This is a genomic window from Rhodospirillaceae bacterium (assembly GCA_002746255.1).
GTDB lineage: Bacteria > Pseudomonadota > Alphaproteobacteria.
The window spans coordinates 1-13907 of sequence record NVWO01000008.1 but is presented as its reverse complement, the minus strand read 5'-3'; the positions used below and the strand labels follow the sequence as shown (position 1 = coordinate 13907).

The window sequence follows — 13907 nt, the reverse complement described above, 5'->3', positions numbered from 1 at the left end:
CCTACCCATGGCCAGCCGTTACAAAGAAACCGTCTTTCTTCCCCAGACCACCTTTCCCATGAAGGCGGGCCTGCCCAAACTTGAGCCCGGCCTTCTGAAGCACTGGGACCGCATCGGTCTTTACCAGCGGCTTCGCGAACAGGCCGCAGGCCGTGAGCCCTTCGTGCTTCACGATGGCCCCCCCTACGCAAACGGCCATTTGCATATCGGCCACGCTCTCAACAAAATCCTGAAGGATGTCGTCAACCGCTTTGCCCAGATGCAGGGAAAAGATGCCCGCTACGTCCCCGGCTGGGATTGCCACGGCCTTCCGATCGAATGGAAAATTGAGGAAAAATACCGGGCCGCCGGCAAGGACAAGGACGCCGTGCCGCTGATCGACTTCCGCGAGGAATGCCGCGAATTTGCCCGCCAATGGATCGACATCCAGCGGCAGGAGTTTCAGCGCCTGGGCGTGCTTGGCGATTGGGAAAACCCCTACATGACGATCACCTTCGAGGCGGAGGCGAAGATCGTCGAGGAACTCGGCAAATTCCTTCTGAACGGCGGCCTTTATAAGGGCAAGAAGCCGGTCCTCTGGTCCGTCGTCGAAAAGACGGCGCTGGCGGAAGCGGAGGTGGAATATCACGATCACAAATCTTCGCAGATTTATGTGCGCTTTCCGATTGCATCGGCCTCAGACGCCGCACTAACTGATGCCAGCGTCGTCATCTGGACGACGACGCCCTGGACGCTGCCCGGCAACCGCGCCGTGGCCTATGGCAAAACCACCGATTATTCCCTGATCGAAGTCACCGGACTGGAAGCCACCGGACTGGAAGCCAAAAGCCTCGCAAAAATAGGCGAAAAACTGCTTTTTGCCGATGCGCTGCTTGACGCCAGCCTGAAGGATTCCGGCATCGCCAGCCACAAGGTTCTGGCCCACTTCAAGGGCGACGATCTTTCCGGAATTTCCCTGCGGCATCCCCTTTTCGACCAGGGCTATGATTTCGAGGTGCCGCTGGTGGCCGGTGAACATGTGACGGTGGACCAGGGCAGCGGGTTTGTTCACATCGCCCCCGGCCATGGGGCCGAGGATTTCGAAGTCGGCCAGTCCCACGGGCTTGAAGTGCCCGACACGGTGGCCGGTGACGGGCGCTTCTACGAGCACGTGCCGCTGTTCGCTGGAAAACATATTTTCAAGGCCGACCCGGAAATCCTCAGCGCCATGGAAAAGACGGGCGCGCTGCTCTGGGCCGGAAAGATCACGCATTCCTATCCCCATTCGTGGCGATCGAAGGCGCCGCTGATCTTCCGAACGACGCCGCAATGGTTCATCAGCATGGAAACGAACGGCCTGCGCAAAAAAGCGCTGGAAGCCGTTGACACCACCCGATGGATTCCGAAACAGGCCCGCAACCGGATGTTCGCCATGGTTTCGGATCGCCCCGACTGGTGCGTGTCGCGTCAACGCGCCTGGGGCATTCCAATCGCCGTCTTCGTCAACAAAAAAACCGGCGAGCCATTGCGCGACGAAGGCGTGATGAACCGCGTCGTCGAAGCCATTGCCAAAGACGGGGCCGATACGTGGTTTACCAGCCCCCCGGAACGTTTCCTGGGTGACGCCTATTCGCCCGATGATTTCGAACCCATCTACGAAATTCTCGACGTGTGGTTTGAAAGCGGCGCAACCCATGCCTTTGTTCTGGAAGCCCGCGAAAACCTTTCCGCGCCGGCCGACCTTTACCTCGAAGGGTCTGACCAGCATCGCGGCTGGTTTCAGTCTTCGCTGCTTGAATCCTGTGGCACGCGCGGGCGGGCACCGTTTAAAGCCGTACTGACCCATGGTTTCGTTCTCGGCGAGGACGGCCATAAAATGTCGAAATCCCTAGGCAACGTCGTCTCGCCCCAGGAAGTCATCGAAAAATACGGGGCCGATATTCTAAGGCTTTGGGTCGGCACGTCGGATTACACCGGCGACCTTCGAATCGGTCAGGAAATTCTGAAGCATCAGGCCGATATGTATCGGCGTTTTCGCAACACGCTGCGCTATCTTCTCGGCAGCCTGAAGGGTTTCGACAAAACCGAGCGGCTTGAAATCGCCGACATGCCGGAGCTTGAACGCTGGGTTCACCATCGCCTTTGGGAACTTGACCAGGAAATCCGGAAGCGTTCCGCCGATTACGATTTCACCGGCATTACCATTGCCCTTCACAATTTCTGCTCGGTTGAACTTTCCGCCTTCTATTTCGACATCCGCAAGGATGCGATCTATTGCGACGACCGCGAAAGCATGCGCCGACGCGCCGCCCGGACGGTGATGAACGATTTGTTCCATTGCCTGACCCTCTGGCTGGCGCCCATTCTCTGCTTCACGGCAGAAGAAGCGTGGCGCACACGCTTTCCCGGCGAAGAAGAAAGCGTGCACCTTCACCTCTTCCCGGAAATCGCAGAATCGTGGCGCGACGATGCGCTGGCCGAAAAATGGGAAAAAATCCGCAATGTCCGCCGCGTCGTCACCGGCGCGCTTGAAATCGAGCGCGCCGAGAAACGAATCCGCTCCTCCCTGGCGGCGGCCCCCCTTGTCTATGTGGACGCCGACCACCTGGCCGCGATGCAAGGCATCGACGCGGCAGATTGCTTCATCACCTCCAGCGCCGAATTGACGGAAGGCACGCCGCCAAAAGATGCCTTTTGCCTTGCCGAAGTGCCCGGCATTGCCGTCGTGCCAAAGACCGCCCCCGGAACAAAATGCGAGCGCTGCTGGAAAGTCCTCGAAGAAGTCGGAACCGATGCCGGCTATGACGATTTGTGCCACCGCTGCGCCGAAAGTGTCAGGAACCGCGACCCGGTAGAAGAAACGCCGTCGTCATGATCCGGACCGGCCTATGGATTGCCACCCTTGTTCTGGTTCTCGATCAGGCGAGCAAATGGTGGATTTTGAACCAGGTGCTGACGGGGCCGGATGGCTTTCTTCCCCTCGCCCCCTTCTTCAACCTTGTCCGCGTCTGGAACCAGGGAATCAGCTTTGGAATCCTGGGTGGCGAGGGCGCACCGGCGCCCATGCTGCTCGCCTTTTTTTCCTTCAGCGCCGCCTTCCTGCTGATGATCTGGCTTGGGCGTACGCACCGGCCCTGGACCGGCTGGGGCGTCGGCCTTATCGTCGGCGGTGCCCTTGGCAACGCGGTGGACCGGCTACGCTATGGTGCCGTTTTCGATTTTCTGGATTTTCACGTGCTTGGCGCCCATTGGCCAGCTTTCAACCTGGCCGATGCGGCCATCAGCGCCGGTGTCACGATGATCGTGATCGATACCTTGCTGGAACGGCGAGAATTGCCTAAATAAAGAGGCATCCTGAAAGCCTCCTGGAAGAAGTGAGGAAATTCGTGGCCCGTTACCGCACCTGCCTGTCCTTCCTCCTGCTTGGTCTCGTACCGGCGATTTCCGGCTGCCAGATCGTAAACGACCTCATTTACGGCACAAAAAGCAATCCCCCGGATGAATTCCAGGTGGTAAACCAGCCCCCGTTGAGCATGCCGCCGAACTATGGCCTACGACCGCCAAAGCCCGGCGCTGCCCGCCCGAACAAAGTTGACCCGGCAGAAAGCAGTCGCAAGACCGTCTTTGGGATCAAGGACGACCGGCCATATGGGATGGACGACGCCAATGCCGCCACCCGCTCAAGCGGAGAGCTCGTCCTTTTAAAACAAGCAGGCGGCCTGCGCGCGGACCCGGAGATCCGCCGCCTCCTGAACACAGAAAGCGGCGCACCGGCGCAGGTTGAACGCTCCCTCACTGAGACCTTGTTGTTCATGGGCGAGGAAGAACAAAAGGAGGAGGCGTTGCTTGATCCGGTTGAAGAATACCGGCGAATCTACGGCCAGCCCGTGCCGTCTGCACCCGGAACGGAAACCGATGACGACAGCGGCGGTGCTTTTGGCTACGAATAGACTTGGCTGCTTTTCCCATCGAAAGATCGCGGCCCGCGTTGCCTTTCTCAGTCTGTTTTCTTTTTTCCTTTTTACGTCTTCGCCGGCCTCAGCAGCCATTTTCAACCCAGAAAGCTTTACCTTAAAAAACGGCCTTCGCGTCGTCGTGATCCCCAATCCGCGAATCCCCGCCATCACCCACATGGTTTGGTACAAAATCGGCGCAATGGACGAAGCCCCGGGGAAATCCGGGCTGGCGCACTTCCTCGAACATCTGCTGTTCAAGGGCACGAAGACGATGGCCCCAGGCGAGTTTTCGAAAATTGTGGCCCGCCTTGGGGGAACCGACAACGCCTTCACCTCTCAAGATTTTACCGCCTACCATCAAACGATCGCCAGCGATCACCTGGAACGCGTCATGAAGATGGAGGCGGACCGGATGCAGAATTTAGTCCTTACAGATCCGATTGTCCTGCCGGAACGCGACGTTGTGCTGGAGGAACGCCGCTCGCGATTCGAGAACAACCCGGCAGCAAAGCTAAGCCTGAAAGTCGCCGAGGCGCTTTACGGCAAGCACCCCTACGGGAAACCGGTTATCGGCTGGGCCGATGAGCTTGCAAGCCTGACGACGGCAGACGCGCTGGCCTTTTATCAACGCTACTACGCGCCGAACAACGCCATTCTTGTGGTTGCCGGCGACGTCACGGCGGCAAAACTGCGGCCGCTTGCAGAAAAAATTTATGGGCCCATCCCCCGGCGTGAAATCGGCCCCCGTGGAACGGCACAAACAACCGGCACCAAGGAAGCGCGCCGGGTCGTGATGCACTCAACCGAAGTGCGCCAGCCTTCCTTCCTCCGCCGCTATCTCGCACCGAACCAGTCGAGCGCAGCGGCGGATGAAGCCCAGGCGCTTGAGGTGCTGGCTGAAATTCTTGGCGGCGGCGGCACCAGCCGGCTTTACCGGCAACTTGTCGTCGAGCAGAAACTCGCCGCCGCAGCCGGTGCCTATTACGACCCGGTGACCCGTGGCCCGGCCAGTTTCTCAATCTACAGCTCGCCGGTGCCCGGTGTGACCATCGAAGCCATCGAAACGGCGGTGAACACAGAAATTGAAAAGCTGCTACGCCATGGCGTCGAAGAGAAAGAGGTCGCGCGTGCGATCCGCCGCCTGCGTGCAAGCGCCATTTATGCCCGCGACAGCCTCGATACCGGTGCCCAGATGCTGGGCGCGACGCTTTCCGTCGGGCTTCAGATTGCCGATGTCGAACGCTGGCCGGAGCGCATCGAGAAGGTCACGGCAGCCCAGGTTCTAAAAGCCGCCAAAAACGTCTTGCGCATTGACCGCTCCGCAACCGGCCTGCTGCTTCCAGTCGAAGCGCCCGCAATGGAAAGCGGGAATCGCCCATGATTTTTCAAAAAAGGATTCCCAAAATTTTGCGCACCCGAGGCCGCCTGCAACGCAGCCTCAGCATGCTTGGCGTTGCCTTTGCCTTGCTTGCCCCGGGCAGCGTTTCGGCACTTTCCATCGAACGCGTTGTCAGCGCCGGTGGCATCGAAGCCTGGCTTGCACGCGACAAATCCGTTCCCGTCATCTCTGTAAAAATTCTCTTTCGGGGAAGCGGCAGCGCCGTGGACCCGAAGGGCAAGGAAGGGCTTGCCCATCTTGTGTCCGGGCTTCTTGACGAAGGCGCGGGGCCACTTGATTCGCAACACTTTCGCCAGACACTCGAAGAAAATGCCATTTCGTTGCGCTTCGATGCCGGTCGCGACGATTTTTCCGGAAGCCTGAAGACGCTCCGGGAAAATCGCGAAATAGCGTTTGATCTCTTGCGTCTGGCGCTGGTGGCACCGCGTTTTGACAAGCCGGCGATTGAACGCATCCGCAACCAGGTTCTGACAAGCCTGGCCCATCTGGAAAACGATCCCGATGCCATCGCCCAGCGCATTTGGCTTCGCACCGCTTTTCCGAATCACGCCTATGGGAAACAACGACGCGGGACGGAGAAAAGCCTTCACGCAATCGATGCCCCGGCCCTGCGCGACTTTGCGCGCCGCCATCTCGCACGTGAAAATCTGATTGTCGGCGTTGCCGGAGACATTTCGCCTGCGGAACTTGGCCCCCTTCTCGACCAAACCTTCGGTGCCCTTCCAGCTCGCCCCAAGAACAAAACACCCCTTGGTGATGCCGTCGTCAAGGGCAAGGGCGACGTAACAGTGATCGAAAAACCGATCCCGCAAAGCGTCATCACCTTCGGGCAAATCGGCGTCAAGCGGACGGACCCGGATTACTACGCCGCCTATGTCATGACCCACCTGCTTGGCGGTGGCATGGGCAGCCGACTAATGAAGGAAATTCGCGAAAAGCGCGGTCTTGCCTATTACGTTTACAGCACCCTCCAACCCCTCGACCGCGTTGGGCTGTTGATGGGCCGTCTCGCGACCCGCAACGACCGGGCGGCCCTTGCCCTGGAACTCGTCCGCGCCGAGTGGAAACGCATGGCTGAGACGCGTGTTTCGAAAACGGAACTCGCGGACGCCAAGACCTATCTTACCGGCGCCTTCCCCCTTTCCCTCGACAGCACCAGCCGGGTTGCCGGGGTTCTCATCGCCATTCAGAAAAACCGCCTTGGCATCGACTATCTCACACGCCGCAACGCCTACATCGCGGCGGTGACGGTCGAGGACGTTGCCCGCGTCGCCAGACGGCTGTTGAAACCCGACGTCCTTAACGTCGTCATCGTCGGAAAACCGGAAGGGCTCACATCCCCCGCCCCGGCCACCGAATAGCCGGCGCACGCCGCCTTTTCCGCATCCCGGCCTTCTGGTAGGCTGATCTGGACGAGACGCCACGCAATGGACCCTCCGGAAATGCCCTATCAGCAAGCCATTGAAACCTGCTTCGACGCGACGATCGGCGAAGGCGGGCTTTGCCAAGACGCATTCGCAAGCACCCTTGCAAAAACGACCGCCGGAATAGACGGCCTGCGCACCCATCGCGCCAGGGGAAGCCTGGCACTGCTTACCCTGCCTGAGGCCAAGGACGATCTGGCCAAACTTGCCGCCATCGCCAGCCGCCACCGGCAAGATTTTAAACATATTGTCATTCTCGGCACGGGTGGGTCCAGCCTCGGCGGCCAGACCCTGGCGGCGCTTTGCACCAGCGAATTTGCCCCCCCCCAAGATGCGCCCCGTCTCTATTTTATGGACAACATCGACCCGCAAAGCTTCACGGGTCTCTTTTGCAGTCTGCCTGCCGAAGAAACGGCATTCCTTGTCATCTCGAAATCCGGCGGCACGGCGGAAACCCTCGCCCAGTTCTTCGCCGCCCTTGATTGGATGCGCACGCAGCGAAGCGACGCAAGCCTGGCCAAACATTTCACCATCGTCACGGAACCGGGCAGCAATGCGCTGCGCCGTCAGGGCGAACGCTGGTCGATCCCCTGCCTTGATCACGACCCCGGGATCGGCGGTCGCTTTTCCGTGCTGTCCCTTGTCGGGCTGCTGCCGGCCATGATCGCCGGCGTCGATCCCCTTGCCGTGCGCGAAGGCGCACGCCAGGTTCTGGACGCGACCCTTGGCACCACGGACCCTGCCAGGGCCGAACCGGCAATCGGCGCCGCCCTGCACGTCGCCCTGGCCGAAACCCGGGCGGCCCATCAGGCCGTCTTCATGCCTTATTGCGACCGTCTGGCCCCTTTCGGGCTCTGGTACCGGCAATTATGGGCAGAAAGCCTGGGCAAGGACGGGCACGGCACAACACCAGTCCACGCGCGCGGCACCGTTGACCAGCACAGCCAGCTGCAACTCTATCTCGATGGACCGCGCGACAAATTCTTCACGCTGCTGCTTGCAAAAAGCCGCGGCAAGGGGCCGCTGATCCCCAAAGACCTTGCGGACGATCCGTCCCTTGACTGGCTGGCGGGGCGGAGGATGGGCGACCTGCTGGCCGCTTCCGGCGAAGCCACCGCCAAAACCCTGGCCAGGCATGGCCGCCCGGTGCGCCTCTTTCATTTTTCCGCCGTCAATGAAACCACCCTTGGCGCGCTGCTCATGCATTTCATGCTGGAAACCATTCTCACCGCCAATCTGCTTGGCGTGGACGCCTTCACCCAACCCGCCGTCGAAGAAAGCAAGCGGCTGATGCGCGACACGCTAAAGAAAATTTCCGCCATGGAAAACACCGCGTCATGACGCTCCGCCAACTTCCGGAAACGACCGTCAACCGGATTGCCGCCGGCGAAGTGATCGAACGGCCCGCTTCCGTCGTCAAGGAACTTGTCGAAAACGCAATCGACGCCGGTGCCACACGCATCGATGTCGTGATGACGAATGGTGGACGCGACCGTATCGCCATAACCGATGACGGCATTGGCATGACGGCGGACGAGCTTTCCCTTGCCGTCGCGCGCCATGCCACCTCGAAGCTGGACGACGATGACCTTCAGAACATCGTCACCCTTGGCTTTCGGGGCGAAGCGCTACCATCCATCGGTGCCGTCGGACGCCTGACGATCACCACCCGGACACGCGACGCGTCTTCCGCTTCATGCCTCGCCATCGAAGGCGGCAAGAAAGGCGCCGTCATGCCGGCGGCCGGCACGCCGGGAACGCGCGTCGAGCTGCACGATCTTTTTTTCGCAACACCGGCACGCCTGAAATTTCTGAAAACGCCGCAGACGGAATTGCATCACGCCGTCGATGCCGTCCGCAGGCTGGCAATGGCCCATCCTGAAATTTCCTTCCGGTTTTCCGAAGGCACGCGCGATATCTTTCGCTTCGATGCCTGTTCCGGCGAATTGTTTGACGCGCGCGCCGTCAGGCTCGCCAAAATTCTTGGGCGCGCCTTTGGGGAAAATGCGCTTCCCATTGCAGCCGCCCGCGAAGGGCTGGCGCTGACCGGCCAGATCGGGTTGCCGACCCTGAACCGGGCAAATTCGCGCATGCAATATTTCTTCGTCAATGGCCGACCGGTACGCGACCCTCTCTTCCTTGGTGCCGTGCGCGGAGCCTATCGGGACGTGCTGGCCCATGACCGGCACCCCCTGCTTGCCCTTTTTCTTGAAATAGCCCCCGAACTTGTCGACATCAACGTCCATCCAGCGAAGGCCGAAGTCCGCTTTCGGGATGCGGGGGTCGTGCGCGGGCTTGTCGTCGGCGCGCTGCGCCACGCGCTTCGCGAGGCCGGCCACCGAGCCGCTTCAACCGTTGCCGACGCCGCCCTTGGTGCGTTGCGCCCGGAACCCGGGATGGGGACCCCCGGGACGCTGAACGCGCCCGCACCGGCCTACCGTGCCCAGTTTTCAGGCATGGACGCCCCGGGTGCGCGAGTGGTGGAAGCCGGTTTTTCTCCCCAAGATGCGGACGCGGACGCCGCGACCGCCTATCCCCTGGGGGCCGCCCGCGGCCAGCTTCACGAAACCTATATTGTCGCCCAGACGCAAGACGGCATCGTCATCGTCGATCAACATGCCGCCCATGAACGCATTGTGCTGGAGCGCATGCTGGAAGGGCTGAAAGCCAAAGGAATTGCGCGGCAAATTCTGCTGATTCCCGAAGTCGTCGAAATGACCGAGGCAAAAGCCGCGCGCGTTCTTCAACGCACCGAAGAATTGGCCGAACTTGGGCTGATCGTCGAATCTTTCGGGCCCGGCGCCATCGTCATTCGCGAAATCCCGGCGGTTCTGGGCAAGGCCGACCCACAAGGCCTGCTCCAGGACCTGGCGGACGATCTTGAGGAATTTGACGACAGCCTGAATTTACGCGAACGTCTGAACCACGTTGCCGCAACCATGGCCTGTCACGGCAGTGTCCGGGCCGGACGGCGGCTGACAGCGGACGAAATGAACGCCCTTCTTCGCCAGATGGAGAAAACGCCCCATGCCGGCCAATGCAACCATGGCCGCCCGACCTATGTTGAGCTAAAATTACAGGACATTGAACGCCTGTTCGGAAGGCGCTAAAAAACCCCATGGAAACGTCACCACCGGACAAACATTTTCTCGAAGCCTTTCGCGATTTTCTTGCCTCGCGAACAAAGGTCGAGCTGATCTCCCTCGGCGCAATCGTCCTGCTCGTCATTGATCTTTTTCTTTTCGAGCTACGCGCAACGACACTTTTGCTGATCGCTGCCGCAACCCTGGCCTGGTGGCTGCCCTGTTTGCGAGCCTACCTTCGGGAAGACGAACCGGAAACCATCCCGGAAATCACCCAGGAAAAATCCGATTTCGACGAGACGGATCAATACGGCGCGTAAAATTACGCCGCCGTTTCATGTCCCGCTGTTTCATAACGTAAAAAAACAAGTCGCGTCGTTCCGTAACGGCGTTCATCAAACAGCCGAAACCCCGGCGGCGGTGCAAACGCTTCCTTGGCCGCCATTTCGATAAGCACAACGGCGCCTTCCAGAAACCATCCCGCGTCGCGCAGAGCGATCAACGCCGGTGCGCCAAGGCCCATGCCATAGGGTGGGTCCAGAAAAGCCACACCCACTGCGTCCCGCGCGCGACCCGGACGGGCGAGCGCGGGCTTGGTCGCATCAGAACGTAAAATCGCAACATGCGCCGTCTCACCAAGGACGGCAGCGTTCTCACGCAGCAGGGCAAGCGCCTGAGCGTCCCCCTCCAGAAAGGTGACGAAGGCCGCCCCCCGGGAAAGGGCTTCGAACCCCATGGCACCGCTTCCGGCAAACACATCGAGGACGCGCGCGCCCTCCGGCAGGGGCGGACCCTCTGAACCCGGCACACCGTGGGCAAGCACATTAAAGGCCGCCTCGCGGACGCGCTCCAAGGTTGGCCGGATGTGCTGATCCTTCGGCCCCGTCAACCGCCGCCGTCGATGCTTTCCGGCAATGATGCGAAGCGTCATTTTTTGCGTGGTTCCTTTCCCATCATCCATTTTTCCAGGATCCGCTTTGGCACTTCGCTCACCCGCCCCTGGGGCAATTGGCCAAGCTGAAACGGCCCATAGGCGACACGGATCAATCGGTTCACCCGCAGGCCAAGATGCTCCAGCACCTTTCGAACTTCCCGGTTCTTTCCTTCGGAAATGTCGAAACCAAGCCAGACATTCGCCCCTTGCCGTTTTTCGATCTTTGCCGTGATCTTTCCATAGCGCACGCCGTTTACCGTGATCCCCTTTGCCAGCCGGTTGAGGGCCGCCGGTTCAATCCGGCCAAAAGCCCGCACCCGGTAACACCGCTGCAAACCGTTGGCTGGGCGTTCAAGCTGACGGGCAAGATCGCCATCGTTTGTCAGCAGCAACAAGCCTTCGGAATTCAGATCCAGCCTGCCAACCGAAATCACCCGGGGCAGTTCCGGCGGCAGATGCGCGAAAACGGTTGGCCGGCCCTCTGGGTCCTGATGGGTCGTCATCAGACCCCGTGGCTTGTGGTACAGCCAAAGTCTGGCATGCGTCGCCTTGGGAAGCGGCTTGCCATCCACTGTGATGGGGGTTTGGTCGCGGACATTGATGGCCGGGCTGGCGACGGTTTTCCCGTCAATGGCGACGCGGCCCGCCTCGATCCAGCGCTCTGCCTCGCGCCGCGAACAAAGGCCGGCGCGCGCGATGCGTTTTGCAAGCCGCTCGCCGGGAACCACGGCGGCTGTTTTTGCTGTTTTTGCTTTGGTCATTTTTCTGCAGCGGCGGCAAGGAAGGCGGAAAGAATTTTTCCATCCCCCTCGCTAATCAAATATTCCGGGTGCCACTGGATCCCAAGGCAAAAGCGCCGGGTCGGATCTTCGATCCCTTCGATGACGCCATCGCACGCCGTCGCATTGACAACCACATTTCCAGAAATCATATCCACTGCCTGGTGATGGGCGCTGTTCACGGCAAGGCGCCGCGTGCCCACAATGCGATGCAACAACGTGCCTTGCGTGATCGCCACATCATGGCCCGGTTCGTCCCTGGGATTTGGCTGCTCGTGCGCAAGGGCGTTTTTCACCGCATCTGGAATATGCTGGATCAGCGTCCCGCCAAGGGCGACATTCAAAAGCTGCTGCCCCCCACAGATGCCCAACAGCGGCAAGTCCTGCGTGTGAGCTTTTTGGGTCATGGCCAGTTCAAATGCCGTTCGCCGGTCCTTTGTCATCACCGTCTGGTGACGTGTCTCTGCCCCGAAATAAGCCGGATCGACGTCAAAATTTCCGCCAGTTACAACCAGCCCGTCGATCCGCTCCAGATAGCGGTCCACCAATTCCGGTTCGTGCGGTAGCAGGAAGGGAATGGCACCCCGGTCCACAAGCACGCTGACGTAGTTTTCACGAAGCGCGTACCATGGAAGCTTCGAATAGCTTCCCGGCGCTTCCCAGTCGAGGGTTATTCCAATGATCGGCGATCTCATGGGAAGGGAATGTAAGACGCCCATGGGGCGTGGGGCAACTCCTACCCGCCCGCCCACTTGACGGGCCCATGGCGGCTGTTCACTCTCGCCCGATGGGGACACGAAAATTTCCGGCCCTCGCAGAGGCGCAAAAACAGGCCGACGCCGCAGGACAACGAGGTGAAATCCCGGTCGGTGCCGTCCTTGTCGATAGCCGGACAGACACCGTGCTGGCCGCCTTCGGCAACCGGACGGAGGAACTTTGCGACCCAACCGCCCATGCCGAAATGCTCTGCCTTCGCGAAGGCGCGCGCAGACTTGGCAGCCCCAGGCTTCCTTCCTGCGACCTTTACGTCACCCTGGAACCCTGTCCCATGTGTGCAACTGCAATTTCCTTTGCGCGTGTGCGCCGACTGGTTTTCGGTGCCTATGACCCCAAGGGCGGCGGCGTCGATCACGGGCCGCGTATTTTTTCCCAGCCTACCTGCCACCATCGCCCGGAAGTCACCGGCGGCATCGATGAAGCCGCCTGCAAGGCCACGCTGGTGGCCTTTTTCGCCGAACGCCGCAAAGACACGCTATAACGGCTGTGGAAAAACGTGCTGATGACGGAACATTCAATGACGCCTGAGGAAACAAGATGTGTTCAGACAACCCTCGCGATTCTGCAAAAAAAAGCAGACCGCGCCACGGCTGTTTTTTACGAACGGCTTTTCACGCGTAACCCGGAATTGCGGCAGCTTTTCCTCGGCGATATCCGGGAGCAGGGACAGAAGCTGATGGCGATGTTGCGGATGATTGCGAAAACCGCCGACAGCCTTCACGCCATCGCGCCCGCCATCGAAAATTTAGGCATCCAGCACGTTCGCTTCCATGTGAAGCCAACCGATTACACGGCTTTCGGCGAAGCCCTTCTGGAGATGCTGGCGCTGGAACTTGGGCCGGATTTTACGCCTGAGGCACGCAATGCCTGGAACCAGCTCTATGGGGAAATCGCAAACCTGATGAAAGAAGCGGGCAAGGATGTCGTGCGTTAGCGCGCAAAACCGGGATGCGTTAGCGCATCAAGACGCCCCCCAAAGCGCTAGCCCCCTCATATTATCGTCTGATTTTTTGCTGCTTTTTGGCAAATTATCCGCCCCTTCCTTACGCTTCCTTAACGACCCTTAACGACAATGGCGCGCATCGCAGCACAAAAGGAGTTAAGAGGAAATGTCCCCGGAAGAAATCAAACTCGTGCAAAGCACGTTTCAGAAAGTTGTGCCGATCGCCGAAGATGCAGCGGCCATGTTCTATGCCCGTCTCTTCGAACTGAACCCCAAACTGAAGGCCCTTTTCAAGGGTGAAATGGTGGGGCAAGGGAAAAAGCTGATGGCAATGCTTGCAACGGCGGTGAACGGGCTGGACAAGCTCGACGAAATCGTGCCTGCCGTACGCAACCTTGGTGTGCGACATATTGACTATGGCGTTAAGGCACAAGACTACGACACGGTCGGCGAAGCGCTGCTCTGGACTCTCGGGCAGGGCCTGGGCGATGCCTTTACGCCAGAGGTCAAATCTGCGTGGACAGAGGCCTATGTGCTGCTGGCCACGACGATGAAAGATGCGGCGAAAGAGGCAGCGTAGCGGCGGAAAACTATTTCCCGATCGCACGCCAGCCAATGTCCCGGCGGCAAAAG

Annotated in this window: 14 protein-coding genes; 11 read left to right on the top strand and 3 right to left on the bottom strand. The window is 60.0% G+C overall.

Features of this window, described 5'->3' with window-relative positions; genetic code table 11:
- Nucleotides 1-7 precede the first annotated feature (7 nt).
- The 8 genes from COA65_06165 to COA65_06130 all read left to right on the top strand — a co-directional run bounded on the left by COA65_06165 (nt 8) and on the right by COA65_06130 (nt 10161).
- Nucleotides 8-2854, top strand: a complete 2847-nt coding sequence (locus COA65_06165; GenBank protein ID PCJ59344.1) for an isoleucine--tRNA ligase — start codon at nt 8-10, stop codon at nt 2852-2854.
- On the top strand, nt 2851-3324 hold the full coding sequence (gene lspA, locus COA65_06160; GenBank protein PCJ59343.1) for a signal peptidase II: 474 nt from the start codon (nt 2851-2853) through the stop codon (nt 3322-3324). The genes COA65_06165 and lspA overlap by 4 nt, the downstream gene beginning before the upstream one ends.
- The gene (locus COA65_06155; GenBank protein ID PCJ59342.1) at nt 3321-3929 is read left to right on the top strand and encodes a hypothetical protein; all 609 of its coding nucleotides are present in this window, start codon (nt 3321-3323) and stop codon (nt 3927-3929) included. The genes lspA and COA65_06155 overlap by 4 nt, the downstream gene beginning before the upstream one ends.
- Nucleotides 3895-5316 (top strand): peptidase M16, encoded by a 1422-nt coding sequence (locus COA65_06150; protein PCJ59341.1) that lies wholly within the window; start codon nt 3895-3897, stop codon nt 5314-5316. Before COA65_06155 ends, COA65_06150 begins: the two co-directional genes overlap by 35 nt.
- Before the next feature lie 62 nt (nt 5317-5378).
- Complete coding sequence (locus tag COA65_06145; protein PCJ59415.1) at nt 5379-6695, top strand: peptidase M16; 1317 nt, start codon at nt 5379-5381, stop codon at nt 6693-6695.
- Between the two features lie 66 nt (nt 6696-6761).
- Nucleotides 6762-8099: a glucose-6-phosphate isomerase gene (locus COA65_06140; GenBank protein PCJ59340.1), complete on the top strand. Its 1338-nt coding sequence runs from the start codon at nt 6762-6764 to the stop codon at nt 8097-8099.
- The gene (locus COA65_06135) at nt 8096-9868 is read left to right on the top strand and encodes a DNA mismatch repair endonuclease MutL (protein ID PCJ59339.1); all 1773 of its coding nucleotides are present in this window, start codon (nt 8096-8098) and stop codon (nt 9866-9868) included. Before COA65_06140 ends, COA65_06135 begins: the two co-directional genes overlap by 4 nt.
- A gap of 8 nt (nt 9869-9876) precedes the next feature.
- Nucleotides 9877-10161, top strand: a complete 285-nt coding sequence (locus tag COA65_06130) for a hypothetical protein (GenBank protein ID PCJ59338.1) — start codon at nt 9877-9879, stop codon at nt 10159-10161.
- Nucleotides 10162-10163: 2 nt separating this feature from the next.
- On the opposite strand, the gene rsmD is transcribed toward COA65_06130, so the two are convergent.
- Genes rsmD through COA65_06115 form a run of 3 tightly spaced genes read right to left on the bottom strand, consistent with a single transcriptional unit; the run spans nt 10164 to nt 12249 of the window.
- Entirely contained in the window at nt 10164-10772 is a 609-nt protein-coding gene (gene rsmD / locus COA65_06125; protein ID PCJ59337.1) for a 16S rRNA (guanine(966)-N(2))-methyltransferase RsmD, read from the bottom strand.
- Nucleotides 10769-11536, bottom strand: a complete 768-nt coding sequence (locus tag COA65_06120) for a hypothetical protein (protein ID PCJ59336.1) — start codon at nt 11534-11536, stop codon at nt 10769-10771. Before COA65_06120 ends, rsmD begins: the two co-directional genes overlap by 4 nt.
- Entirely contained in the window at nt 11533-12249 is a 717-nt protein-coding gene (locus COA65_06115) for a gamma-glutamyl-gamma-aminobutyrate hydrolase (GenBank protein PCJ59335.1), read from the bottom strand. The genes COA65_06120 and COA65_06115 overlap by 4 nt, the downstream gene beginning before the upstream one ends.
- 92 nt (nt 12250-12341) lie before the next feature.
- On the opposite strand from COA65_06115, the gene COA65_06110 reads away from it, so the two are divergent.
- The 3 genes from COA65_06110 (at nt 12342) to COA65_06100 (ending at nt 13854) form a co-directional block, all read left to right on the top strand.
- On the top strand, nt 12342-12812 hold the full coding sequence (locus tag COA65_06110; GenBank protein ID PCJ59334.1) for a tRNA-specific adenosine deaminase: 471 nt from the start codon (nt 12342-12344) through the stop codon (nt 12810-12812).
- A gap of 21 nt (nt 12813-12833) precedes the next feature.
- Nucleotides 12834-13265 carry a hemin receptor gene (locus COA65_06105; protein PCJ59333.1) on the top strand — a complete coding sequence of 144 codons (432 nt, stop codon included), beginning with the start codon at nt 12834-12836 and terminating at the stop codon, nt 13263-13265.
- A gap of 175 nt (nt 13266-13440) precedes the next feature.
- Complete coding sequence (locus tag COA65_06100) at nt 13441-13854, top strand: hemin receptor (GenBank protein ID PCJ59332.1); 414 nt, start codon at nt 13441-13443, stop codon at nt 13852-13854.
- Nucleotides 13855-13907: the final 53 nt, after the last annotated feature.

Excerpts from the sequence above, each read along its gene's own strand:
- COA65_06100 (PCJ59332.1), top strand. The coding sequence starts at position 13,441 with ATGTCCCCGGAAGAAATCAAACTCGTGCAAAGCACGTTTCAGAAAGTT.
- lspA (PCJ59343.1), top strand. The coding sequence starts at position 2,851 with ATGATCCGGACCGGCCTATGGATTGCCACCCTTGTTCTGGTTCTCGAT.
- COA65_06165 (PCJ59344.1), top strand. The coding sequence starts at position 8 with ATGGCCAGCCGTTACAAAGAAACCGTCTTTCTTCCCCAGACCACCTTT.
- COA65_06120 (PCJ59336.1), bottom strand. The coding sequence starts at position 11,536 with ATGACCAAAGCAAAAACAGCAAAAACAGCCGCCGTGGTTCCCGGCGAG.
- COA65_06140 (PCJ59340.1), top strand. The coding sequence starts at position 6,762 with ATGGACCCTCCGGAAATGCCCTATCAGCAAGCCATTGAAACCTGCTTC.
- COA65_06135 (PCJ59339.1), top strand. The coding sequence starts at position 8,096 with ATGACGCTCCGCCAACTTCCGGAAACGACCGTCAACCGGATTGCCGCC.
- rsmD (PCJ59337.1), bottom strand. The coding sequence starts at position 10,772 with ATGACGCTTCGCATCATTGCCGGAAAGCATCGACGGCGGCGGTTGACG.
- COA65_06110 (PCJ59334.1), top strand. The coding sequence starts at position 12,342 with ATGGGGACACGAAAATTTCCGGCCCTCGCAGAGGCGCAAAAACAGGCC.
- COA65_06105 (PCJ59333.1), top strand. The coding sequence starts at position 12,834 with ATGACGGAACATTCAATGACGCCTGAGGAAACAAGATGTGTTCAGACA.
- COA65_06150 (PCJ59341.1), top strand. The coding sequence starts at position 3,895 with ATGACGACAGCGGCGGTGCTTTTGGCTACGAATAGACTTGGCTGCTTT.
- COA65_06115 (PCJ59335.1), bottom strand. The coding sequence starts at position 12,249 with ATGAGATCGCCGATCATTGGAATAACCCTCGACTGGGAAGCGCCGGGA.
- COA65_06130 (PCJ59338.1), top strand. The coding sequence starts at position 9,877 with ATGGAAACGTCACCACCGGACAAACATTTTCTCGAAGCCTTTCGCGAT.
- COA65_06145 (PCJ59415.1), top strand. The coding sequence starts at position 5,379 with ATGCTTGGCGTTGCCTTTGCCTTGCTTGCCCCGGGCAGCGTTTCGGCA.